This is a genomic window from Mesorhizobium sp. M5C.F.Cr.IN.023.01.1.1, from assembly GCF_003997585.1.
GTDB classification, from domain to species: Bacteria; Pseudomonadota; Alphaproteobacteria; order Rhizobiales; family Rhizobiaceae; genus Mesorhizobium; species Mesorhizobium wenxiniae.
The window spans coordinates 28,771-50,583 of the sequence record NZ_RZSU01000040.1 but is presented as its reverse complement, the minus strand read 5'-3'; the positions used below and the strand labels follow the sequence as shown (position 1 = coordinate 50,583).

Sequence of the window (21,813 nt, the reverse complement as noted above, 5' to 3'; positions counted from 1 at the left end):
TTTCCGTCCGGAATTGCGCAAAAACAAAGAGATAGAGCGGTTCGTCGTTTCCGTGAAACAATGAACCGCTCTAGACCGGTTCCGGCAGTACTGAACGGCAATCCTGCAAGACGCGTTGTGTAATTTTTACGGGGATCACGCCTGCTCCGAACCTTCGCCAGGAGCAACCGTTGCGAAGCCGCCCTTGATGTCACAATCGCTAGCCAGCCGCTCGATCGCTACGCGGGGAACCGCCGCTTCAGCCAGTCGAGCATGAGGGCGGTGACCCCTTCAGGCTTCTCCTGCTGGGACCAGTGTCCGCAACCAGCGATCACATGTTTCTTGCTGGCGAATGGGTTGGTTCGCTGACGCTGATTGCCCGGGCGCCTGCGCCAATCACATACGCCGGCCGGTTTTCGCGTCGAACAGGTGGGCGCAGGCGCGATCGATCTCGATCCGTACCTGCGCGCCCTGCTTAAGCGGAAGCCGCTCGCGGAAAAGGCAGGAAATTTCCTCGCCGGCGCAGTCGACCTTGGCGAAGATTTCCGAACCCGTGGCTTCCAGAAGCGTGACTGTGCCTGGCATGCCCTGGGCGGTTGCGCGGATATGTTCGGGGCGGATGCCGTAGACAAGTTCGCGTCCTGCAGCGTCAGCCGGGCTGGCGCCCCCCGGCAGCGGCAGGATCAGCCCGCCGGCGCTGCGGAACACGCCTTCCTCGATGCGGCCGGCAATGAAGTTCATGGCGGGCGAGCCGATAAAGCCGGCAACGAAGAGATTGGCCGGCTGATCATAGAGGTCGAGCGGCGCGCCGATCTGCTCGACCAGGCCATCATGCAGCACGACGATCTTGTCGGCCATGGTCATCGCCTCGATCTGGTCATGCGTGACATAGATGGTGGTGGTGCCCAGCCGCTGGTGCAGCGCCTTGATCTCGCCGCGCATCTGGACGCGCAGCTTGGCGTCGAGATTGGAAAGCGGCTCGTCGAACAGGAAGACCTGCGGGTCGCGCACGATGGCGCGGCCCATGGCGACGCGCTGGCGCTGGCCGCCGGAGAGCTGACGCGGATAGCGCTCAAGCAGCTTTTCCAGGCCGAGGATGCTGGCTGCATTTCTGACGCGGCCAGCGGTATCGGCTGGATCGGCTTTCTTGATCTTGAGGGCAAAGCCCATATTGTCGGCAACCGTCATATGCGGATAGAGCGCGTAGTTCTGGAACACCATGGCGATGTTCCGGTCCCGCGCCCGCAGATTGTTGACCATACGTTCGCCAATGGCGATCTTCCCGCCGGAGATCGTTTCAAGTCCGGCGATCATGCGCAGCAGCGTCGACTTTCCGCATCCCGACGGGCCGACCAGGATGACGAACTCGCCGTCGGCGATATCGACGCTGACGTCGTGAATGATCTTGGTGGCTCCGAAAGCCTTCCGCACGTTGTTGATTGTAACCGATGCCATTGGATTTCTCCGGGAGAAAAGAATGATGTCCAGTTAAATGCGGCTTCAGCCGCCCTTGACCGCGCCGGCGGTCAGGCCCGCGACGATCTGCTTCTGCGCGAACATGGTCAGGACCAGCACCGGCAGCGTCACCACCAGCGCCGCGGCGGCGAGCGGCCCCCAGCTCACCTGCTCATAGGAAAGCATGTTGTAGACGGCGACCGGCAGCGTGCGCGTCTCGCGGCTGGCGAGCACCACGCCGAAGACGAAATTGTTCCACGAAAAGATGACGGACAGGATGAAGGCGACAACGATGCCCGGCTTGGCGATGGGCAGGGCGACCAGCCGGAACACCTGCCAGGAGCTGGCGCCGTCGATGTTGGCCGCCTCTTCCAGCTCCATCGGCGTGGTCTCGAAATAGCCGATCATCACCCAGACCACGATCGGCACCGTCACCACCAGGTGGATGATGATCTGCGGCCAGAGCGTGCCGAGGATCCCGATCCATTGGAACAGCAGAAACAGCGGGATGAGATAGGACAGCCCTGGCGTCATGCGGGCGATCATGATGACGATCGCCGATCTTTCGGCCTTCAGCCGCGCTATGCCATAGCCGGCCGGTACGCCGATCAGCAGCGCCAGCAATGTCGCCGTGCCGGTCACCAGAACCGAATTCCAGAGATAGAGCAGGAAATTGTTCTCCTCGAACACCTTTACATAGTTCGACACGCGAAACGTTCGGGGATCAGGATCGGCGGATAGGCACCGTTATCGATCTCGAATTTCAGCGAAAGCGAGATCATCCACAGGAAGAACAGGATCGCCGGCGAAACGATGACCAGAGCCGCGAAAAACAGGCCGATCTGGTTGAGCAGACGTGAGCTCATCTATTTGCCCTCCGCATCGTTCCACTGCGAGCGCTGGCGCAGCATCAGCAGGATGAAGGACAGCGCCACGATGACGATGAAGAACACCACGGCCATCGCCGAGCCATAGCCGATGTCGTAGTAGGAGAAGGCGGTGTTGTAGAGATAGATGTTGATGGTTTCCGACGGCGTGCCCGGCCCGCCCTGGGTCATCGCATAGATGATGTCGAAGCTCTTCAGCGCATCGATGGTGCGGATGATCAACGCGATCATCAGGAACGGCGCGATCATCGGCAGGGTGAGATAGCGGAATTGCTGCCAGGCATTGGCACCGTCGATCTCGGCGCTCTCGAACGGCTCACGCGGTACCGAGGCCAGCCCGCCGAGCACGATCAGCATCACCAGCGGCGTCCACTGCCAGGTCTCGACCGCGACCAGCGAAGGGATGACCGTGGTGGCGTTGAAAATCCATTCCTGCGCCGGGATACCGACCAGCGATAGAAGGTAGTTGAGCACCCCGAGTTGGGGATGGAACATCATGGTCCAGACCAGCGCCACGGCAACTGGCGTCGCCATCATTGGCATGACGAAGACGCCGCGCAGCAGACCGCGCAGCGGAAACTTGGCGTCGAAGATCAGGGCGGCAACAGTGCCCAGGAACATCGGCGCTGCCACCGAGAGGGAGGTGTAGGTCAGCGTATGAACCAGGGATTCCCAGAATCGCGGGTCGCTGGCCAGACGGAGATAGTTTTCCATCCCGGCAAAGCTCCGCGACTGGCCGAGCGTCCAGCGGTTGACGCTCATCCAGAGCGTGAAAGCCCAGGGAAAGACGATCACGGCGCTAACGACGACGAGCGCCGGAACGACGAAGGGCCAGTAGTTGGGAGCCAGCCGGATCGTCTGGCTCCCTTCGATGGCTTCCGTCGTCACCCCGGTGCGATCCGTCGTCACCCCGGTGCGGTCAGCCGTCACCCCGGTGCGGTCAGCCGTCACCCCGGTGCGTTCTGGGGCAATGGCGGACATCAGCCCTGCTCGCTCCTGTCGAGAACCGGCTGGAACTGCGCCGTGGCCTTCTTCAGCTCTTCGGCAGGATCGGCACCGGCAATCATGTTGGTCAGCGCCACGCCGTAGATGTCGCGGAACTCGGTAACCGGGATGATCACCGGCAGCGCCAGCCTGCTGATGTTACCGGACTGAACCACGGCATCGAGCCAGCTTGCCGGCATGGTGACGCCTTCGCGCACCTTGGGGTCTTCCAGCACCGACTTGCGGAAGGGCACGCCGGCGCCGGCCTGGAGCAAGCGTGCGCCCATGACCGGGGATACCGCCCACTGACAGAACAGATAGGCAGCTTCCTTCTTTTCGCTGGAGGCGGTCACGCCGAGGCCGTCGCCAAACGTCCCGGAAGCATGCGCCTTGGGGCCCTTGGGCATGAGCCCATAGCCGACCTTGCCGACCACGCGCGACTTTTCGGGATTTTCCATCGGCGGGGCAAAACCCACGCCATCGAACCACATGCCGATCTTGCCTTGCAGGAAGGCGGACTGCGCTTCAGCCCAATTGAAGCCGGTGACGCCCGGAGGGGCGGACTTGGTCATCAGCCTCTGGTAGAGGGCAGCGGCCTCGATCGCCTCGGGCGTTTCGGTGCGCAGCTTGCCCTTGTCGTCGAGCGGCGTCATGTCGTAGCCGAGCATCAGCGACGTCCACACCGGCGTGTTGGCATTCTTGAGGCCGCGGGCGACGAAACCGAAAGTGTTGGTCGACGGATCGGTCAGCGCTTCGGCGGCGGCCACCAGTTGGTCGAACGTTTCAGGGTATTTGAGGCCCTTGGCCTCGAACAGCTCCTTGTTCCAGTAGACGATCCAGTAGTCCACGGAGAAGGGCAGCGACCGCAGCACGCCCTGACTGTCCTTGGCGAAAAGCATGCCAGCCTCGGCGAAATCGCTTTCGACCAGCCCAGGATCGGTCAGGGTCGGATCGGCCAGATAGCCGGCGATGTCGGCCAGCCAGCCACCCTTTTCGAACTGGCGCTTCTGCACGTGATAGCTGAGATGCACGACGTCGAAGCTCGGCTTGCCGGAACTCAGTTCGATCACCGTCTTCTGGCGCTGCTGTTGTTCCGGCGTCGCCTCGGCATTGACCTTGATGCCGGTCAGCTCCTCGAATTCGGCGATATATTTCAGGATGGTGTCGCTGCGCGGGCTTTTAACCAGATTGACGTCGAGCGTCGTGCCGGCAAAGCGCTTCCAGTCGACGCTGGCGGAAAAACTCGGGCGAAGGCCCGCCAGGCCCGCGGCGGCTAGCGCCGTGGTTCCTGCAAGGACTTGTCTTCTTGTTGGCTTAAACGGATTGGACGACATTTCTTCCTCCCTGGGTTGCTGTCGTTGTGGATAGCGTCGCGGGCAGCCGCGAACCATACGTCCTCAGATCTGGAGCGCCAACCGGCGCGCGTTGTCGATATGCCGGCTGATCGCCTCGACCGCCTTTTGCGGGTCGCGGCTCTCGAGCGCTTCGATCACCGTCAGGTGCTCCTGCATCACCGGCACGACGCGCCCGTCGATACGGAAACGCTCCTGGTGGATTAGCCTGATCTTTACCGAATTGACCAAATACGCCTTGGCGATGATCTCGTTGCCCAGCGCATCGATGAAGGTGTCGTGCATGGCCCAATCGATGTTCTGGGCCCTGGCTTCCATTTCCGGCGTCGGCGCCTGCGACAGCGCTTGAGCCAGCATGTCCTCATGTTCGCGCCGCAGGCGGGCGAGTTCGGCGTCGGAGGCGTTGACGGTGAACAGCGCCACCGCTTCGCGCTCCATGAACAGGCGAAACTGGAAGGCCTCGCGGATCAGGCTGATATCGATATGGGCGATCTGCATGCCGCGCTGCGGGATGGTCATCAAAAGTCCCTCGGCCTCGAGACGCGGCACGATCTCGCGGATGGCGCCAAGCGGCAGCCCGGTAAAGGCAACCAGTTCGCGCTGCGACACGAATTGTCCCGGTCGCAGATCGCGGGCCAGCAAATGCCGCGTGAAACTGGCATAAGCTCTTTCCCTGAGGGTTGCCGGTTCGCTGCTGTCGTCCATTTCAGCGCTTCCTTTGCCGATCAGGCCGGCTCTGTCGCAAACAGCCTGTCATAGGCGGCGGCAAGCTGTTGCCGCCCTTGCGAAGCGATCGGCTCCAGCGGCGGACGGACCGCCAGCCAGCGCTCGTCGCCGGTTTTGCGCGCCACCATAACCTTCACCGCCGGGATGACCGGATACTTGAGCAATTCGAGCACGAAGCTCTCGACGCGGGCATCGTCGCGCCCGTCCTCGGCCATGGCGCGGATTTCGCCGGTGACGAAATTGGCCATGCCGGAGATGGCGCCCTGCCCGCCCTGGCGCACACTTCTCGCCAGGTGCCGCTCGTCGCCGATCAGGATCACCAGGTCGCCATGGGCTCTTAGCAGCGCCTCGCTGTAGTTCCAGTCGCCACCCGAATCCTTGACACCGGCGACCACGCCGGGAAAGGCAGCACTTAGCCGACCGATCAGGCTGAGCGGGAGCGGCACCATGGTGACAGAGGGGATGTTGTAAAGCAGGACGCCGCGAGCCATCGGGCCGAGCGCGGCGAAGACGGCGGAAAACCATCCGAACAACCCGTCCTCGCCGACATTCTTGAAGTAGCTCGGCGGAGCCAGCAGGATATTGCGGACACCGCACTGCAAGGCATGTCGCGCCTGTTCGGCGGCGTCTTCGGCCGCATCGACCATCACGCCGGCGACGAGCTGATGCGCCGGAATGCCGGCGGCCAACATGGCCTCGGTGACAGTCCGCCGCTCCCCCGTGCCTACCGAGGCGCCTTCCCCGGTGGTGCCGAACAGCGTTGCGCTGCTGCAGCCGGCGCCAAGGCAAGCGCGGGTCTGCGTGATCATGGGAGAGATGGCGATCTGCCCGGACGCCTCGAAAGGCGTGGTGAGGGCAACCGAAAGACCAAAGCGCGAGGCCACTGCTATTCTCTCCAGATATCAATGTGCATGCGGCACTAGCACACTAACATGTCAGTTGCAAATTACGGCGACGCCCTTTTCGAAACAACATCGACATCTGACGTATATGAGGCGGATTTAGGCGGTTGCCGACTTTCCGGCAGCCGATCCCTGCTGTCCCGTCGCGTCCGCGTAGATATCGAGGACACGGGTGATGCTGCCGATCAGAAGGTTGTGCGCGAGGGGCTTGACCCGGCCTGCCGCAACCTCAGCGTCGAGCTGCCCCAGATACTGGCTGATCAGAGGCCGGGGGATATCCTTCTCGCTCAGGACGTCCAGCAGCGCCTGCATTGCGCGCTGCGCCTCCGGCGTCGGCCAGTAATAGCGGATGCGGTCGCTGAACGAGAAATGCCGCTGCACGCGCTGCTCTTCCGGAGTGCCCGGATAGTAATTCTGCCAATTTCCTGGCGACGCCAGCATGATGCGTTCCATCGCGGCAGGCAGGCTTTCCCGCGAAGGGTCCGGCGCGAGCATATCGGCGATATGGCTGAGCCCATACAGCGCTTCGCGAAGCGCGAAGGTCAGCCAGGGGCCGACCTTTAGGATGGCAAAACCGTCGCGAACGAGAGCGTTAAGCGCTTCGGCCGGCTGGTAGTCGGTCGAATGCGCTTCAAAAACGACTTTTGGCATGCGGTCGAGCACAGCCAGGAGTTCGGTCGCCTTGGCTGGCGCATACGGCACGATCTCGGTGTTGCCGAATTCGACGCCGGACTGAACGACGACGCCGACCGTACGGCCAAAAGCGGCTTCGAGGCCGGCACGGGAAAACGCCCGGGCGTGGACCTCGACGGTGCGCAAGGCATCGTCAGGCGCCGTCACATTCAGGTGGTCGAGCGCCTCCAATGCACCGCCCGGCACCGGCACTTCGGTGCCGATGACGTAGACGGGCTTCTCGCTGCCGGCGCGCTCGACCGCCGCCTCGGCGATTGCTGCAAGCTCGGCCGCGCGAGCGGCGATGGTCTCATCGGCAAGCACGGCTGGATCATCGGCGCAGGCCATGCTCGTATCCAGATGCATCTTGGTGAAGCCGGCGCTCGCATAGGCATCGATCATCGCCCCCGCTTTCTTCATAGCGGCGGCCACAGCCATGTGCTTCCACGGATTGGGTCCGAGATGATCGCCGCCAAGGATCAGGCGATCGACTGGGAAACCCGCTTTCAGCGCATGCGCCTCGACGAAGCTGCGGAAGCCGGCGGGCCTCATCCCGGTGTAGCCGCCCTCGTGGTTGACTTGGTTGCAGGTGGCCTCGATCAGCACATCCGCGTGCCGCGCGACGCCGTGGCGCAGGGCGGCCTCGATGACCAGCGGATGCGCCGAGCAGACCGAGGCGATGCCGCTTCTCTCGCCTACGGCGCGCCTGGCCGCAATGTCCGCAAACCTTCGCGTCGCGTCACTCACTGCGTGTTCCCCCTGGCGATGAATTCCTCGACCGTTTCAAGCGGGAAAATGCCTTCCATCGGCCCCTTGCGGGTGACGGCAAGCGCACCGCAGGCATTGGCGATCCGCAGGGCTTCGGCAGGAGCCGCCCCGCGCAGCCAGAACGAGACGAAGGCAGCACCGAAACAATCGCCCGCGCCGGTCGGATCGACCTCGTCAACGGCAAAGCCTGACGAGGCAACCGCACCGTGATGATCATGATAAATGGCGCCGGCAGCGCCTTTCTTCAGGACGATGCAGGACAGGCCACGGGCCAGCAATTCGTCGACCGCGCTCTTCTCGTCCTTCGCCGATGAAAACAGGAAGAGCTCCTCTCCGCTCGGCAGGAAGATGTCGGCTCGCGCCAGCACATGATCGAGCGCCCCGCGCATGCCGGACGCCTGCATGATCTCCCGGCGGATGTTCGGGTCGAAGGACACGGTTCCACCTTTGGCCTTGACAGTCTCGATCGCCGATAGCGCCACCGCGATGGCGCGGTCGGAAAACAGCGACGAACCCATGACATGGACGTGGTCGGCGCTAGCGAGCAAGTTTGTTGCCGCCCCGTCGGTCTCGATCCGGCCGGAGGCGCTGTTGCGGATGTTGAAGACGAAATGCCGGCTGGCGTCGGCCCGGTAGGTGACGAAGGCCGTGCCCGTTGCATGGCCCTTGTGTACCGCGATCGCCGACACGTCGGCGCCCAGGGCCCGCAGCCGCTCTATATTCAGCCTGCCGAAATCGTCGTCGCCCACGGCGCCGATGAGACCGGCCGGCTGGCCGAGCGCCGCCGCCTGGCCGATGAAGATGGCAGGCGCTCCGGACGGGTAGGGTCCAAGCAGCGGACCAGGCTCGAGAAAGCTCTGGCCGATCCGCTCGGCCATGATCTCGACCAGAATCTCGCCGGCACTGACCAGCTTCCTCATCTCGCGGAATCCCTCTCGGCGTTTCGCCCCGGCCTCGCTTCTGATGAACCGCGCGAGCACTTTCCGGGTGACATGAATTTCGAATTCGCCCACTGGAGGTGATAGGGCTTGTGCTTTTTCGCGTCAATTAATAAATTGACGTATGAAAACTATCGAAATTGTCTGTAAAGTTTCGCCTTGCAGTTGCGCGCTGGCGCACCGTATGTAGAGACCGGCAGCGCTCGTGGCAGCGCGAGGGCTTTGATGTCGATGACACACAAGACGATGGAGGATTTTGCTCGCTCTTGCGGCGTCTCCAGGCCAACACTGTCGAAATATTTCGACGATCCGACCAGCGTCAAGCCGGCGACACGTCAGCGGATCGAGGTAGCGCTGCGCTCGTCCGACTACCAGCCCAATCTCTTTGCGCGCAACCTGAACCGCAAGCGGACCCGCAGCATCGGCATCGTGGTGCCGACGGTCGCCGATCCCTTCTATTCCGAGATGGTCAGCCGAATCGAACTCAGGCTGCGCGACGAAGGCTACTGGCCGATCGTGATCTCCTCGCACGGCTCGCGCGAGCTCGAAGTGGAAGCGACGCGAACCATTCTTTCGCTAAAGGTTTCCGGCGCGCTGATCGCGCCGCTCGGCCTGCGCTCCGACCATCGCACGCTGGAGAAGCTGACGCAGACCATACCGATCGTCTATTTCGACACCTATCTCGAGGGCGACACGCCATTCGTCGGCAACAACAACAGCCAGAGCGTCTCGACCATCGTCGATTATCTCTGTCGTTCCGGCACTGCCCCGGTCTATTTCGACATCCCCCACGTCAACCACAATTCGCGCGAACGCCTGGACAGCTATGTCGGCGCCATGCAGCGGCTCGGACATGAGCCTGTCATCATCGGCAATACCGATGACTACACCTGGGATTTCGAACGGATCGGCTATGAGCAGATGGAAGCGATGCTCGCCCGTGGCGGTCTGCCGGGCAGGACCATTCTGTGCGCCAACGACCGTCTCGCCTTCGGCGTGATGGCCGCCGCCTACTCGCAAGGCCGCAAGGTCGGCCGCAAGGGCGATTGCGACCTGCGGGTCGCAGCCCATGACGACCATCCGCTGAGCCGCTACACCTGCCCTGCCCTCACCACCATGGCGCAGGACTTTGCTTCCATGGCGGGACGCAGCGTCGAGACGCTGCTGGCCTTGCTGGACGAAGACGACGCGGCAGTTGCCCCCAAGGTCAGTCTCGACGCGACGCTGGTAATGCGTCAGTCGGCCTGAGCGTTTCCAAAGACAGGATCGAAGCCGCGCCATGCGGCAACCGCCGCGCCAACCGCTTGCCGTGCCACCGGACCATGGCGGCCCATCGAAACGAAGCCGTGGATCTGGCCGGGCCAGCGCCGCAGGACGACCGGCACCTCGTCATCGTCCAGACGCTTCGCGTAGGCCTCGCCTTCATCGGCGAGGATGTCGTGACCCGCGATGGCGACAAAGGCCGGGGCTGCGCCGGCAAGGCTCTGGGCTTTGAGCGGCGATACGCGCCAGTCGCCAATGTCCCTGGCATCGCGGATGTAGTGGTCGCGGAACCAGGCCATGGTCGCCGCGGTGAGACCATAACCGTCGGCAAAGCGGCGATAACTGTCCGCCGCCTGCGAGGCGTCCGTGTTCGGATAGAACAGCAGTTGCGCAGTCGGCGGGTTCTTGTCGCCGCGCGCAAGCAGGCAAAGCACGGTAGCGAGATTGCCGCCGGCGCTGTCGCCGGCGACAGCGATTCGTTCTGCGTCGATGCCGAGATCGCCCGCGCCGTCCTGCATGAAGGAAAGTGCGGCGCGGCAATCTTCGATGGCCGCCGGAAATTTGTGTTCCGGCGCCAGCCGGTAATCGGGAGAGACGACGACGCAGGCCGCCATATTGGCAAGCCACCGGCAAATCTCGTCATGGGAGTCGAGATTGCCGATCACCCAGCCGCCACCATGCAGATAGAGCAGCGCCGGGGCAGCGGCCCCGCTCACGCCGTGTCCGCGATAGATCCTGAGCGTCAACGGGCCGCCGGGTCCGGTGATGGTGCGCTCGGTTAGTGAGCCGACCGGCTCGCGCTCGCCCTGGAGTGCCGGAAAGCCCTGCTCATAGGCGCGGCGCGCTTCTTCGGGCGTGCCGGCTTCGAATGGCGGGGCAGCCGCCTGCCGGTCGAGGTCGAGCACGTGCCGGGCCTCCGGATCGAGCAAGGGCGAAAGCGATGTCGTCATCGTAAGCGCTCCGATATCAGGCAAGCAGGCTAACCGCTTCGTCCTCCTGGAGGAGCTGCGGCTGATCGACGGTTGCGTTGACGGCGACGGACTCGCGGCTCGCTCCCGAAGAAAGAATCGCTTCCATAGTCTCCAGTACATGCAGCGCAAAATCGCCGGACGCACGCGGCTTTCTTCCGGTTGCCAGTGCGCGCGAAAGGTCGGCGACGCCGAGCATTCGGTAGTTGGCTCGGTCCGGCGCGGCATAGGGCCAGTTGCGCGCGCCATAGAGTTCGCTCTCACTGTGGAAGTCGGCCCAGTCGGCCCCACGTTCCGACAGCGAGACGGTGCCGCCGAACGTGTCCGGATCGGGCAGCCTGAGCGAGCCTTCGGTCCCATGCAGCTCGATCGGATGGTTAGAGTGCCTGAAGACATCCCAGGAGGCAGCGAAGGTGACGGTGGCGCCCGAGCGGAACTCCAGCAGCGACAGGATGTTGGTCGGTGTGCCGACCTTGAAGCTGGTGTTCCGATGGGGGCCTTCGGCAGTGATCAGCCGCTCCTCCTGGCCTCGCGTCGCCATCGCCATCACGCGGGCCACCGGCCCGAGCAAATTAACAAGCATCGTCAGGTAATAGGGCCCCATGTCGAAGACCGGTCCGCCGCCCGGCTGATAGTAGAATTGCGGATTGGGATGCCAGTGCTCCATGCCGCGCCCCATCATGAAGGCGGTGCCGGTCACCGCGCGGCCGATTGCGCCCTCATCCATGAGGCGGCGTGCCCGCCGTCCGGCGGCGCCGAGGAAAGTATCCGGAGCCGAACCCAGCAGCAGCCCGCGTTCCGCTGCCTCGGCGACAAGGCGCCGGCCGTCGCTGGCCGAGGTCGCCAGCGGTTTTTCGGTGAAGACGTGCTTTCCCGCCGAAAGCGCCGAAAACGAAATGTCGAAATGCGCCGCCGGGATGGTCAGGTTGAGGACGAGGTCGATCTCGGGATCGGCCAGGAGCGCTTCGACGCTGACCGCCCGCATACCGTATTCGCTCGCACGCAGCGCCGCCATGTCGGGCGATATGTCGGCGCAGGCGCGCAGCTCCACCTCACCGAACAGAGCTGCATTGCGCAAATAAGTCATCGAGATGTTGCCGCACCCGACAACGCCAATGCCGAGCTTAGCCGCTGATTTTCCTCGCATTTTCTACTTCACCTCCCGACGTCGCAACGCTCTGGCTGAACCAAACATCAGCAACGGATCAGATTCGAAAGCCGCTTTACAGCATTTTAAATATTGACGCGCGTAAAATTTTTATGGAACATGCGGAAATGCTGGCTGGGAGGCTGCCAGCGCAAGGAGGAGAAAATGACTGACATCAAAAAAGCGCCGGTCTCCGGCTCGAAGCCTGCGGCGCATGTGACGATCGCCGACCGCCGGCAGTTTCTCATCGGCAGCGCCGGCCTACTGGGCGCGGCAACACTTGGCCTCGGCACCGGGCTGGGCGTCCGCCGGGCTCGCGCGCAGTCGCGCGCCGAAATCAGCTTTGCCAGCGCCGCCTTCTTCGGCAAGGAAACTTTCGGTGACCTGATCAAGGCCTTCAACGAATCGCAGGACCGCGTTCTGGTCAAGAACATCGAGCTGCCGCCGCCGAGTTCCTCGACGAAAGTCTACCAGGGCCTCGTCCAGCAACTCGCCCGGCGCACCGGCACGCCCGACGTATTCAGCCAGGACGTGATCTGGATCGCCGGCTTTGCCGCCGCCGGCTGGGCGCTGCCGCTCGACGAATACTTTCCGGCGGACAAGCGCAGCGCCTACTTCTCCGGAACCCTCAATGCCTGTACCTATGACGGCAAGCTGACCGCCCTTCCCTGGTTCATGGATTCGGGCATGTTCTATTACCGCAAGGACGTGCTGGAAAAGCATGGCGGCAAGGTCCCGGAAAGCTGGGCCGACATGGCGGCCATCGCCGCTGCCGCGCAGAAGGCCGGCGACGTCGATTTCGGCTACCTCTGGCAGGGCAAGCAGGCCGAGGTTTTGGTCTGCGACGCCGTCGAGATCATCACCTCCAATAATGGCGCGATCCTTGCGCCAGACGGCAAGTCATCGCTGATCAACCAGAAGGCCGCAGTCGACGCGATCCAGTTCCTGCACGGCACCATCGCCACGAGCAAGATCAGCCCGCAGGACGTCCTGTCCTGGGACGAGGAGCCGTCGCGGCAGCCTTTCACCTCGGGCAAGGCGATGTTCATGCGCAACTGGTCCTATGTCTATCCGATCGCCCAGGACGCCAAGGCCTCCCAGGTGGTGGACAAAATAGGCGTAGCACCGCTGCCGTCCTTCCCCGGCGGCAAGAGCTCGGCCTGTCTCGGCGGCTACCAGCTAGGAGTCAACGCCAACTCGAAGCAGCGCGAAGCCGCGATCGAGTTGCTGACCTGGCTGTCGTCGACCGAAACCCAGCATCGCATCGCCCTAAACTTCGGTCTCGCGCCGACGCGCCCGGCACTGTTCCAGGATGAGAAGATCAAGACCGAACAGCCGTTCATGGCGAGCCTCGAGAAAGTGTTCACCGGCGCCACCGCCCGGCCGATCACGCCCGAATATGCGAAGGTGACGCTGGCCTTGCAGTCGGGCATCTCCAAGGCGCTGGTCTCAGGCAACGTCCAGGCCGAGATGGACGCGCTGGCGACGCAAATCGACCAGATCGTCGGCTGAACCATGACCGCGGCGGCCACTGTTCCTGGCATTGGCCGGCCGCGGCGGTTTGGCAACGCGCTTCCAGTCTCATTGTGGGCCTTGCTCCTGTTGACGCCGGCTTTCGTATCGCTGGCGTCGGTTTCCTTCTACCCGATCATCAACGGGCTTTATCTCTCGCTCACCAACACCTCGCTGATCACCCAGGAGAACGAGTTCTCGGGCTTCTCCAACTATGTGCAGCTATGGGGTGACGCCCAATTCTGGAATGCCTGGTGGCACACGATGTGGTTCACTACGGCATCCACGATACTTGAGACCGTCATCGGGCTCGGCATGGCGCTCATCCTGTGCGAGGCCTTCAAAGGACGCGGCCTGGTTCGCGCCGCCATGCTGGTGCCCTGGGCCATGCCCACCGTCGTCACCTCCAAGATGTTCGGCTGGCTGTTCGACGGCCAGAACGGCATCATCAATTATATCCTGCTGCATGCCGGGCTGATCGACCAGAACATCAACTGGTACGGCTCGCCCGACACGGCAATGATGACCATCATCATCGCCGATGTCTGGAAGACCACCCCGTTCATGGCGCTATTGCTTTTGACCGGGCTGCAGACAGTGCCCAATTCGCTGATCGAGGCGGCGCGCATGGATGGCGCAAAAGGCTGGACCACCTTCTGGTACATCCGTCTGCCGCTGCTGATGCCGACATTGCTGATTGCCGGCCTGTTCCGCGCGCTCGACGCCTTTCGCGTCTTCGACCTCGTCTATGTGCTGACAGGCGGCGGCCCGGCCGATTCGACCGAAACGCTGTCGACGCTGTCCTACAAGGTGCTCTTCTCGACGCTGCAATTCGGCTATGGCTCCGCCGTTTCGACGGCGATGTTCGTCACCGAAGGCATGATCGCACTGGTATTCTGCCTCTATCTCATCAGGCAGATCAGGAGGGCGCAATGAACGACGCGCGTTCACCGCTGCAGACGATCGCCATCTATCTCGGCGCCTTGCTGATTCTCATTTGGTCCGGCGGCCCCTTCATCTGGCAGTTCTCGACATCGTTCCAGCTCGACAAGGCACTGACGTCAGGCTCGCCGTCGCTGATCCCCGCGCCTTTTACGCTCGAGCACTATTACAACGCCTTCATCGAGAAGCAGCTGCACCGCTATGTCTGGAATTCGCTGGTGGTCTCGCTGGCCACGACATTGCTGTGCCTCTTCGTCGGATCGCTGGCCGCCTTCGCGCTGTCGCGGCTCAACGTCAAGGGCCGCTTCGGCATCCTGATGGTCATCCTTTCGGTGTCGATGTTCCCGCAGATCGCGCTAGTCGGGCCGCTCTACCTGGTGGCGACCAATCTCGGCCTGCTCGATACCTACACGGCGCTGATCATAACCTACCTGGCGCTCGGGCTGCCGCTCGTCACCTGGGTGCTGTTCGGCTATTTCGAAACGCTGCCGCGCGAGATCGACGAGGCGGCGCGCATGGACGGCGTCAGCGTTCCCGGCCTGCTCTGGCACATCATCCTGCCGATGTCGCTGCCCAGCCTCGTGACCACAGGCCTGCTCGCCTTCATCACCGCATGGAACGAATTCCTGTTCGCCCTCGCCTTCACCTCCAACATCGATCGCCAGACGATCCCCGTCGGCATCGCTAATTTCACCAACCAATATTACGTGCCCTGGGGTGACATCGCCGCGGCTTCGGCCGTCGTCACCGTCCCTTTGATCGTGCTGGTGCTGTTCTTCCAGCGCCACATCATCGAAGGGCTGACGCAGGGCGGCATCAAGGAATGAAAGGATGAACGTGAAAGACCTGAAAGTCGGCTGCCAGACCTTTACCTGGGAAATGCTCGGAGACGGTTTTGCCGGCGGTCCGGACGATCTGCTCAAAGCGATCGCTGACGGTGGTTATGCCGGCATTGAGATCACCGACACGATGATCGGCCGCTATGCCGACAGGCCGGCCGAATTCGCCATGGCGCTGGAGTCGGCTGGCTTGACGCTCGTCTCCTTCGCTTTCGGCTCGAATAGCGGCTTTACCCTGAAGGACAATATCGGCGCCGACCTCGAAACGGCGCAGCGCTGGATCGATTTCGCCGCCGCATTTCCCGCCGCGCTCGTCTCGATGGGCTCGGCTACCTCCGTGTCCGAAGGACCGCGTGACGACAAGTTTGCCATCGCGGCCGAGGTCTACAACAGGGCCGGCGAACTCGGGCGCAAGGCCGGCGTCGACATCGCCGTCCATCCCAGTTCCCACCACAACACGCTGCTATTCGACCGTGCCGACTACGACCGGATTTTCGCACTGATTGATCCGTCGCTCGTCGGCTGGGTGCCCGACACCGGCCACATCTTGCGCGGGCATGAAGACATGATCGACACGCTCACCACCTACCGCGACCGCATCCGCTACATCCACCTGAAGGACGTCGATGCCGGCGGCAAATGGGCGATGCTCGGCAAGGGCGTCTGCGACACCCACGCTGTGATCGACATCGCCGGTGCCGCGCCACATTTCAACGGTTGGCTGGTGCTGGAAGAGGAATCCGAGACCGCCGCCGCCGATCCGGCCGCCGCGGTCAAGACCAACCGCCAGATCATGCGCGACTACGGCGCGTGAGGAAGAGACCATGATCCGGAAACAAGACCGTCGCCTTCGTGTCGGCGTGCTCGGCTGCGGGCCGATCGCGCAGTTCGCCCATCTCGAATCCTGCGTGAAGGCCAGGAACGCTGATCTCTATGCGATCTGCGATGCCGCCCCCGACCTTCTGGCGCGCATGGGCGCGACCTATGAACCCGAGAAGATGTGCGCCGACTACGATGAGATGCTCGCCGACCCGCAGCTGGAGGCGGTGATCGTCGCAACCTCCGACGCCTACCACGTTCCGATGTCGATCAAGGCGCTCGAGGCCGGTAAGCACGTGCTGTGCGAAAAGCCGATCGGCGTCTCGGTCGAGGAAGGCGAAACGCTCGCCGATGCGGTTAAACGCTCCGGCAAGGTGCTGCAGGTGGGCCATATGAAGCGCTTCGACCCGGCGCTGGAAGCGGCGCGCGATTTCGTCCGCGACGAAATCGGCGAGATCCTGGCGCTAAAAGCCTGGTATTGCGATTCCACCCACCGCTACACCAACACCGACGCGGTCCAGCCGCTGCCCGTCACCAGCAAGCTGGCAAGGAAACCTGGCGGCGATCCGAAAGCCGATCTCAGACAATATTTCATGCTGGCGCACGGCTCGCACCTCGTCGACACCGCGCGCTTCCTGTCCGGCGAGATCGTCGCCGTTCGCGCCCGCCTCAACGAGCGTTTCGGCGCCTATTGCTGGTTCGTCGAAACCGAGTTCGCCAATGGCGTCCTTGGCCATCTCGACCTCACCGTGGCTGTCCGCATGGACTGGCACGAGGGCTTCCAGCTCTATGGCGAAAACGGCTCGGTGATCGCGAAGACCTTCAACCCCTGGTATTTCCGGGCCAGCGAGGTCGATATCTTTCACGAGAAGGATGCGACATCGCGAAAGCCGCTCGGCGCCGACGGCCATTTCTTCAGGCGGCAGCTCGAAGGCCTCGCCGACACGGTGCTCGACGGCAAGCCTATGCGCGGCGCCGATGTCGAGGACGGCCTCGCCTCGATCCGCGCCATGGTAGCGATCTCCCGTTCGGTCGAAACAGGCGAGCGCGTCGAGATCGCTTCCGTCACGGGAGCGGTCTGATGCAGATCGGAGTGTTCGCCAAGACCTTCCCAGGAAGCGAACCGGTCAGCGTGCTGGCAGCGGTCCGCGACGCGGGATTTGCCGTCACCCAGTTCAACTTGGCTTGCGCCGGCCTGCCGTCGATGCCGGATGCGGTCCCGAAAGACGCCATTCATGCCATCGCGGCCGCGTCGAATGCGTGCGGTGTCGCCCTGGTGGCGCTCTCGGGCACCTATAACATGGCCCATCCGGACAGGACGGTGCGCGACGACGGCCTGCTCCGGCTTGGCGTGGTCATCAAGGCCGCAGCAAACCTTTCCGTTCCGCTGGTCACGCTGTGCACGGGAACGCGCAACGCGGACGATCAGTGGGCATATCATCCCGACAATGCCGACCATGAGGCATGGGACGACATGGCGGGCGAAATGGAAAAGGCGCTGCAACTCGCCGAGCGTCACGGCGTCGATCTCGGCATCGAGCCCGAACAGGCCAACATCGTCACCTCGGCATCGGACGCGATACGCCTCATCGCCGAGATGGGCTCGAAACGGCTGCGCATCGTGCTCGATCCGGCGAACCTGTTCGAGCAGGCGAGCCCGAAGGAAGCACGCGCCATCGTGGCCGCTGCGGTCGAGACCACGGCCGGCCATGTCGCCATGGCCCATGCCAAGGACCGTTTCGCTGACGGCCGCTTCACTACCGCCGGTCGGGGTGTCGTCGACTTTGCGGATTTCGTCGCCCGGCTCAAGGCGACAGGCTTCGACGGGCCGCTGGTCACGCACGGCCTTTCGGCCGGCGAAGCGCCTGAGATTGCCCGCTTCCTCAAGGGGCTGACCTGATGGCCCGCCCTGCCACCATGCTTCGCGATGACGCCTTGCTTCAAGTCTCCGACCGCGGCGACGGGCTTGCTTTCGTCTTTCAGCATGGGCTGGGCGGTGGCGAGGTGCAGGTCGCCCAGGCCTTCCCTTCCGGGCCGGGGCTGCGGCGGATCACGCTGGAATGCCGCGGACACGGTGCCTCCGGACTGGGCGGCCGCCGGCCGTTTTCCCTGGAGATGTTCGCGGACGATGTTGTTGCCGCCGCCGATCAGGCCGGCCTCGACCGTTTCATCGCCGGCGGCATTTCCATGGGCGCCGCGATCGCATTGCGCCTGGCGTGCCGTCATCCGGACCGCGTCGCGGGCCTGTTGCTGGTGCGGCCGGCCTGGATTTTCGACAGCGCGCCGGTGAACCTGCGGCCAATCGCCGAGATTGCCTGGCTTATCCTGGACCACGGCCCCGACAAGGCCAGGACGATCTTCGCGCAATCGGAAACCGCCGCGCGCCTGCAGCGCGACGCGCCCGACAACCTTGCCTCGCTGTTCGGCTATTTCGACCGGCCGGACGCCGCGCCATTCGCGCAGGTCCTCGCTGATATTGCCGCCGACGGCCCAGGCGTTTCCGCGAGTGACGCCGCGGTGCTTGGCATCCCCACGCTGGTCATCGGCAATGCCATGGATGCGGTGCATCCGCTGTCGGCGGCCCATACGCTCGCGGCGGCCGTCCCCGGCGCGACCTTTGCGGAAATCTCTTCCAAGGCGCTCGACAGTGTCAGGCATTTCGCCGAGCTGCAGGCCGAGATCACGACCTTCCTTCACGCCCACTTCAACATCCGGAGCCTCATTCCGTCATGACCACCAAATCGCTGTCCGGTCCCGCTGCCATCGCCGCCTTGCCGCGCAACCGGCTGCTCGGCGAGTTTTCGCTGTGGTCGGCCGACCTCGCCAATATGGAGCGCGACCTGAAGCGCATAGATCCCTTTGTCGACCTCCACCACATCGACGTCGCGGACGCCCGCTTCACTCCCGGCTTCCTGTTCTTCCCGGATCTGGTGGCGCGGATCGCCAAGCTGACGGCAAGGCCGATCCATGTGCACCTGATGGTCGAAGCGGAGATCGTCGAGGAGCAGACCCGCCAGTTCATCGAGGCCGGCGCCGACCTGGTCAGTGTGCACGCCGAAAACGGCGGGGCCGGCCTGCGCGCCGTGCGGCTGGCGCATGAGCTCGGCGCCGAGGCCGGCGTGGTGCTCCGGCTGGAAACGCCGGTCGCTGCGGTCACCCCATTCCTGCCCGAAGTCGCGTTTGTGACGCTTCTTGGCACATCCATTGGCGTCAAGGGCCAGAGCCTTTCCGACCAGGCCTGCCCACGCCTGATGGAGGCGCGTACACTGATGCGGCAAGCCGGTCGGGAGGCGGACATCGTCCTGGCTGCCGATGGCGGCATCCGCCACGAGACGGTGCCGCGCCTGCGCGCCGCCGGGGCCGAGACGGTGGTGCTCGGATCGCTGGCATTCGGGGACCCCGACCTCGCGCAGCGCATGGCCTGGCTGCAGGGGCTGAAGGTCGCCGCCTCATGACAAGACTGGCCCTCGCCTTCGATCTCGGCGGAACGGAGCTGCGCGGCGCGCTGGTCGAGAGCGGCGGCCGCGTTGTCGCGCAGGTTTCGGCGCCGACGATGGCGATCGCGGGATCGGATGCGGTGATCGGGCAGATCATCGCGCTGGCCGGGGCTCTTCTGACACAGCGCCCACAAGCGGATGTCGTCGGCATCGGCATCGGCGCGCCGGGACCGCTCGATCCCAAGGCCGGGATCGTGATCGCACCGCCGACGCTGGCCGGCTGGCACGACGTGCCGTTGATCGACATTCTCGGCAAGCATTTCGGCCTGCCGGTGCGGCTGGAAAACGACGCCAACGCGGCCGCGCTGGGCGAATGGCGCTTCGGCGCCGGCCAGGGCACCGGATCGCTGGTGTTCGTCACCGTATCGACCGGCATCGGCGGCGGGGTCGTTGCCGACGGCCACATCTATCACGGCCGGCGCGGGCTTGCCGCCGAGATCGGCCACATGACCATCACCGGCGAGGGCGACCGCTGCTTCTGCGGCGCTGTCGGCTGTTTCGAGGCGGTCGCCTCCGGAACCGCGCTCGGGCGGCGTGCCACGGCTCTGACAGCGCCAGGCGACGGCTCCCTGCTCAGGCGCCTTTCGGCCGACGGCGACGTTTCGGCCAGGCACGTCGTCGAGGCCGCACGTGCCGGCGATATCAGTGCGCTCGAGCTGATCGAGGCGGAAGCCAGGTGGCTCGGCATCGGCTTCACCAACCTGCTTCACCTCTATTCGCCGGACCTGATCGTCATGGGCGGCGGCCTTGCGAACGGTTTCGACCTGTTGGCTCCAACCATCAGGGCAACCGTCGAGCAGCGGGCCATGCTGGCCTACCGGGACGTGCCGATCGTGCCGGCGCAGCTTGGCGACCGCGCCGGACTGATCGGCGCGGCCAGCCTGATCCTGTGGGAAGGCGAACCGGGCGCGCCATTGGCGATGGCGCAGGATGAGGACAACAAGGACGGCGCGACCGAGCTTGCCGGCGCCAGGGAGACAAGCCATGGCTGAGCTCAAGCTGCGTGGTGCGCGCAAGTCCTACGGTTCCGTCGAGATCATCAAGGGCCTTGACCTGGACGTCGAGGACCGCGAATTCGTTGTCTTCGTTGGCCCGTCCGGCTGCGGCAAGTCCACGCTGCTGCGCATGATCGCCGGCCTGGAAAAGATCACCGCCGGCGACTTGCTGATCGATGGCTTGCGCGCCAACGATATCGATCCGTCCGAGCGCGGGCTCGCCATGGTGTTCCAGTCCTACGGGCTCTATCCGCACATGACGGTGGCGGAGAACATGGGTTTTGCGCTGAAAATCGCCGGCGTTTCCGCCGCGGAGAAGGAACGCAAGGTGCGAGAGGCGGCCGAGGTGCTGCAGCTTTCGCATCTCCTCGACCGGCGGCCGAAGGCGCTTTCGGGCGGCCAGCGCCAGCGTGTCGCCATCGGCCGCGCCATTGTGCGCAATCCCAAAGTGTTCCTGTTCGATGAGCCGCTGTCCAATCTCGACGCCGCCTTGCGAGTCAGCATGCGGCTCGAGCTGATGCGCCTGCACGAACATCTGGCCGCGACCATGATCTACGTCACCCACGACCAGACCGAGGCCATGACCATGGCCGACAAGATCGTGGTGCTGAACGGTGGCAGCATCGAACAGGTCGGCTCGCCGCTCGAACTCTACAACCGGCCAGCGAACATCTTCGTGGCCGGCTTCATCGGTTCGCCGAAGATGAACCTGCTGAAGCTGAAAGTGGCGTCGACCGGCCCCGAAGGCGTCACCGTGACATTGCCGGACGGCCAGGCGTTGACCGTGCCGGTTGCCGCCGGTGCAAGCAAATCTGGCGACGAGCTGCTGCTCGGCATGCGGCCGGAACATCTCCGCATCTCGGCCAACGGACAATTCAAGGGGCGAGCCGTGCTGGCGGAGCGGCTTGGCAGTCTGACAATCCTGCATGTTGAGATCGCGCCTGACATCACGCTGGTCGTGCAGGCGGAAGGTGGCGACAGGACGCCGTTGCACAGCCTGATCGCGCTCGATATTTCTCCCGCGCTTTGCCATCTGTTTCGTATGGATGGCCCGGCGCTGGCGCCGCTGCAACCGGGCTGATCGCGTGCACCTGCAGTTTGACCCGAAGTGACGGCGAAGCCCTCTGACCAAACCTCGCGGACTCCCGTCGCGACCTGGCGCTGATGG

At 63.9% G+C, this 21,813-nt stretch carries 20 protein-coding genes and 1 pseudogene; 11 read left to right on the top strand and 10 right to left on the bottom strand.

Translation table 11 applies throughout. From position 1 onward, the window contains the following. Positions 1 to 375: 375 nt before the first annotated feature. From ugpC (EOA78_RS17725) to EOA78_RS17690, 8 genes and pseudogenes are all read right to left on the bottom strand, one after another. Positions 376 to 1,434, bottom strand: a complete 1,059-nt coding sequence (gene ugpC, locus EOA78_RS17725; RefSeq protein WP_127316244.1) for a sn-glycerol-3-phosphate ABC transporter ATP-binding protein UgpC — start codon at positions 1,432 to 1,434, stop codon at positions 376 to 378. A 45-nt stretch (positions 1,435 to 1,479) separates the two neighbouring features. Continuing rightward, positions 1,480 to 2,300 (bottom strand): annotated as a pseudogene (locus EOA78_RS17720) (carbohydrate ABC transporter permease). After that, on the bottom strand, positions 2,301 to 3,302 hold the full coding sequence (locus EOA78_RS17715) for a sugar ABC transporter permease (RefSeq protein ID WP_245477554.1): 1,002 nt from the start codon (positions 3,300 to 3,302) through the stop codon (positions 2,301 to 2,303). Beyond that, positions 3,302 to 4,639 (bottom strand): sugar ABC transporter substrate-binding protein, encoded by a 1,338-nt coding sequence (locus EOA78_RS17710; protein WP_127316243.1) that lies wholly within the window; start codon positions 4,637 to 4,639, stop codon positions 3,302 to 3,304. Before EOA78_RS17710 ends, EOA78_RS17715 begins: the two co-directional genes overlap by 1 nt. Before the next feature lie 63 nt (positions 4,640 to 4,702). Continuing rightward, on the bottom strand, positions 4,703 to 5,362 hold the full coding sequence (locus tag EOA78_RS17705; protein WP_065007183.1) for a GntR family transcriptional regulator: 660 nt from the start codon (positions 5,360 to 5,362) through the stop codon (positions 4,703 to 4,705). A 20-nt stretch (positions 5,363 to 5,382) separates the two neighbouring features. Further along, the gene (locus EOA78_RS17700; RefSeq protein WP_127316242.1) at positions 5,383 to 6,267 is read right to left on the bottom strand and encodes a dihydrodipicolinate synthase family protein; all 885 of its coding nucleotides are present in this window, start codon (positions 6,265 to 6,267) and stop codon (positions 5,383 to 5,385) included. Positions 6,268 to 6,384: 117 nt separating this feature from the next. After that, complete coding sequence (locus EOA78_RS17695) at positions 6,385 to 7,704, bottom strand: D-tagatose-bisphosphate aldolase, class II, non-catalytic subunit (protein ID WP_127316241.1); 1,320 nt, start codon at positions 7,702 to 7,704, stop codon at positions 6,385 to 6,387. Beyond that, complete coding sequence (locus EOA78_RS17690) at positions 7,701 to 8,645, bottom strand: sugar kinase (RefSeq protein WP_127316240.1); 945 nt, start codon at positions 8,643 to 8,645, stop codon at positions 7,701 to 7,703. Before EOA78_RS17690 ends, EOA78_RS17695 begins: the two co-directional genes overlap by 4 nt. A 240-nt stretch (positions 8,646 to 8,885) precedes the next feature. Here EOA78_RS17690 and EOA78_RS17685 point away from each other — a divergent pair, with 240 nt between their 5' ends. Further along, complete coding sequence (locus tag EOA78_RS17685) at positions 8,886 to 9,911, top strand: LacI family DNA-binding transcriptional regulator (protein WP_127316239.1); 1,026 nt, start codon at positions 8,886 to 8,888, stop codon at positions 9,909 to 9,911. Here the strand turns inward: EOA78_RS17685 and EOA78_RS17680 are convergent. Next, entirely contained in the window at positions 9,899 to 10,876 is a 978-nt protein-coding gene (locus EOA78_RS17680) for an alpha/beta hydrolase (RefSeq protein WP_127316238.1), read from the bottom strand. The genes EOA78_RS17685 and EOA78_RS17680 overlap by 13 nt on opposite strands. Positions 10,877 to 10,892: 16 nt before the next feature. Next, positions 10,893 to 12,041, bottom strand: coding sequence for a Gfo/Idh/MocA family oxidoreductase (locus EOA78_RS17675; RefSeq protein ID WP_127316237.1), 1,149 nt, complete (start codon positions 12,039 to 12,041; stop codon positions 10,893 to 10,895). A gap of 165 nt (positions 12,042 to 12,206) precedes the next feature. Between EOA78_RS17675 and EOA78_RS17670 the strand changes: the two genes are divergently transcribed. The 10 genes from EOA78_RS17670 to ugpC (EOA78_RS17625) are packed head-to-tail and all read left to right on the top strand — an operon-like array spanning position 12,207 to position 21,726. Next, on the top strand, positions 12,207 to 13,553 hold the full coding sequence (locus EOA78_RS17670; RefSeq protein ID WP_127316236.1) for an ABC transporter substrate-binding protein: 1,347 nt from the start codon (positions 12,207 to 12,209) through the stop codon (positions 13,551 to 13,553). A 3-nt stretch (positions 13,554 to 13,556) separates the two neighbouring features. Beyond that, on the top strand, positions 13,557 to 14,489 hold the full coding sequence (locus EOA78_RS17665) for a sugar ABC transporter permease (RefSeq protein ID WP_127316235.1): 933 nt from the start codon (positions 13,557 to 13,559) through the stop codon (positions 14,487 to 14,489). Continuing rightward, on the top strand, positions 14,486 to 15,322 hold the full coding sequence (locus tag EOA78_RS17660) for a carbohydrate ABC transporter permease (protein WP_127316234.1): 837 nt from the start codon (positions 14,486 to 14,488) through the stop codon (positions 15,320 to 15,322). The genes EOA78_RS17665 and EOA78_RS17660 overlap by 4 nt, the downstream gene beginning before the upstream one ends. A gap of 4 nt (positions 15,323 to 15,326) precedes the next feature. Continuing rightward, positions 15,327 to 16,148: a sugar phosphate isomerase/epimerase gene (locus EOA78_RS17655; protein ID WP_127316233.1), complete on the top strand. Its 822-nt coding sequence runs from the start codon at positions 15,327 to 15,329 to the stop codon at positions 16,146 to 16,148. Positions 16,149 to 16,158: 10 nt separating this feature from the next. After that, positions 16,159 to 17,235, top strand: coding sequence for a Gfo/Idh/MocA family oxidoreductase (locus EOA78_RS17650; protein WP_127316232.1), 1,077 nt, complete (start codon positions 16,159 to 16,161; stop codon positions 17,233 to 17,235). Continuing rightward, a complete protein-coding gene (locus tag EOA78_RS17645; protein ID WP_127316231.1) occupies positions 17,235 to 18,053 on the top strand; it encodes a sugar phosphate isomerase/epimerase in 819 nt (272 codons plus the stop codon). Before EOA78_RS17650 ends, EOA78_RS17645 begins: the two co-directional genes overlap by 1 nt. Next, positions 18,053 to 18,886 carry an alpha/beta fold hydrolase gene (locus EOA78_RS17640; RefSeq protein WP_127316230.1) on the top strand — a complete coding sequence of 278 codons (834 nt, stop codon included), beginning with the start codon at positions 18,053 to 18,055 and terminating at the stop codon, positions 18,884 to 18,886. Before EOA78_RS17645 ends, EOA78_RS17640 begins: the two co-directional genes overlap by 1 nt. Next, positions 18,883 to 19,608 carry a ribulose-phosphate 3-epimerase gene (locus tag EOA78_RS17635; RefSeq protein ID WP_127316229.1) on the top strand — a complete coding sequence of 242 codons (726 nt, stop codon included), beginning with the start codon at positions 18,883 to 18,885 and terminating at the stop codon, positions 19,606 to 19,608. Before EOA78_RS17640 ends, EOA78_RS17635 begins: the two co-directional genes overlap by 4 nt. After that, entirely contained in the window at positions 19,605 to 20,642 is a 1,038-nt protein-coding gene (locus tag EOA78_RS17630; protein ID WP_127316228.1) for an ROK family protein, read from the top strand. Before EOA78_RS17635 ends, EOA78_RS17630 begins: the two co-directional genes overlap by 4 nt. After that, positions 20,635 to 21,726, top strand: coding sequence for a sn-glycerol-3-phosphate ABC transporter ATP-binding protein UgpC (ugpC, locus tag EOA78_RS17625; RefSeq protein ID WP_127316227.1), 1,092 nt, complete (start codon positions 20,635 to 20,637; stop codon positions 21,724 to 21,726). The genes EOA78_RS17630 and ugpC (EOA78_RS17625) overlap by 8 nt, the downstream gene beginning before the upstream one ends. Positions 21,727 to 21,813 lie beyond the last annotated feature (87 nt).

Excerpts from the sequence above, each read along its gene's own strand:
- ugpC (WP_127316244.1), bottom strand. The coding sequence starts at position 1,434 with ATGGCATCGGTTACAATCAACAACGTGCGGAAGGCTTTCGGAGCCACC.
- EOA78_RS17715 (WP_245477554.1), bottom strand. The coding sequence starts at position 3,302 with ATGTCCGCCATTGCCCCAGAACGCACCGGGGTGACGGCTGACCGCACC.
- EOA78_RS17710 (WP_127316243.1), bottom strand. The coding sequence starts at position 4,639 with ATGTCGTCCAATCCGTTTAAGCCAACAAGAAGACAAGTCCTTGCAGGA.
- EOA78_RS17705 (WP_065007183.1), bottom strand. The coding sequence starts at position 5,362 with ATGGACGACAGCAGCGAACCGGCAACCCTCAGGGAAAGAGCTTATGCC.
- EOA78_RS17690 (WP_127316240.1), bottom strand. The coding sequence starts at position 8,645 with ATGAGGAAGCTGGTCAGTGCCGGCGAGATTCTGGTCGAGATCATGGCC.
- EOA78_RS17680 (WP_127316238.1), bottom strand. The coding sequence starts at position 10,876 with ATGACGACATCGCTTTCGCCCTTGCTCGATCCGGAGGCCCGGCACGTG.
- EOA78_RS17675 (WP_127316237.1), bottom strand. The coding sequence starts at position 12,041 with ATGCGAGGAAAATCAGCGGCTAAGCTCGGCATTGGCGTTGTCGGGTGC.
- EOA78_RS17670 (WP_127316236.1), top strand. The coding sequence starts at position 12,207 with ATGACTGACATCAAAAAAGCGCCGGTCTCCGGCTCGAAGCCTGCGGCG.
- EOA78_RS17665 (WP_127316235.1), top strand. The coding sequence starts at position 13,557 with ATGACCGCGGCGGCCACTGTTCCTGGCATTGGCCGGCCGCGGCGGTTT.
- EOA78_RS17660 (WP_127316234.1), top strand. The coding sequence starts at position 14,486 with ATGAACGACGCGCGTTCACCGCTGCAGACGATCGCCATCTATCTCGGC.
- EOA78_RS17655 (WP_127316233.1), top strand. The coding sequence starts at position 15,327 with ATGAACGTGAAAGACCTGAAAGTCGGCTGCCAGACCTTTACCTGGGAA.
- EOA78_RS17650 (WP_127316232.1), top strand. The coding sequence starts at position 16,159 with ATGATCCGGAAACAAGACCGTCGCCTTCGTGTCGGCGTGCTCGGCTGC.
- EOA78_RS17645 (WP_127316231.1), top strand. The coding sequence starts at position 17,235 with ATGCAGATCGGAGTGTTCGCCAAGACCTTCCCAGGAAGCGAACCGGTC.
- EOA78_RS17640 (WP_127316230.1), top strand. The coding sequence starts at position 18,053 with ATGGCCCGCCCTGCCACCATGCTTCGCGATGACGCCTTGCTTCAAGTC.
- EOA78_RS17635 (WP_127316229.1), top strand. The coding sequence starts at position 18,883 with ATGACCACCAAATCGCTGTCCGGTCCCGCTGCCATCGCCGCCTTGCCG.
- EOA78_RS17630 (WP_127316228.1), top strand. The coding sequence starts at position 19,605 with ATGACAAGACTGGCCCTCGCCTTCGATCTCGGCGGAACGGAGCTGCGC.
- ugpC (WP_127316227.1), top strand. The coding sequence starts at position 20,635 with ATGGCTGAGCTCAAGCTGCGTGGTGCGCGCAAGTCCTACGGTTCCGTC.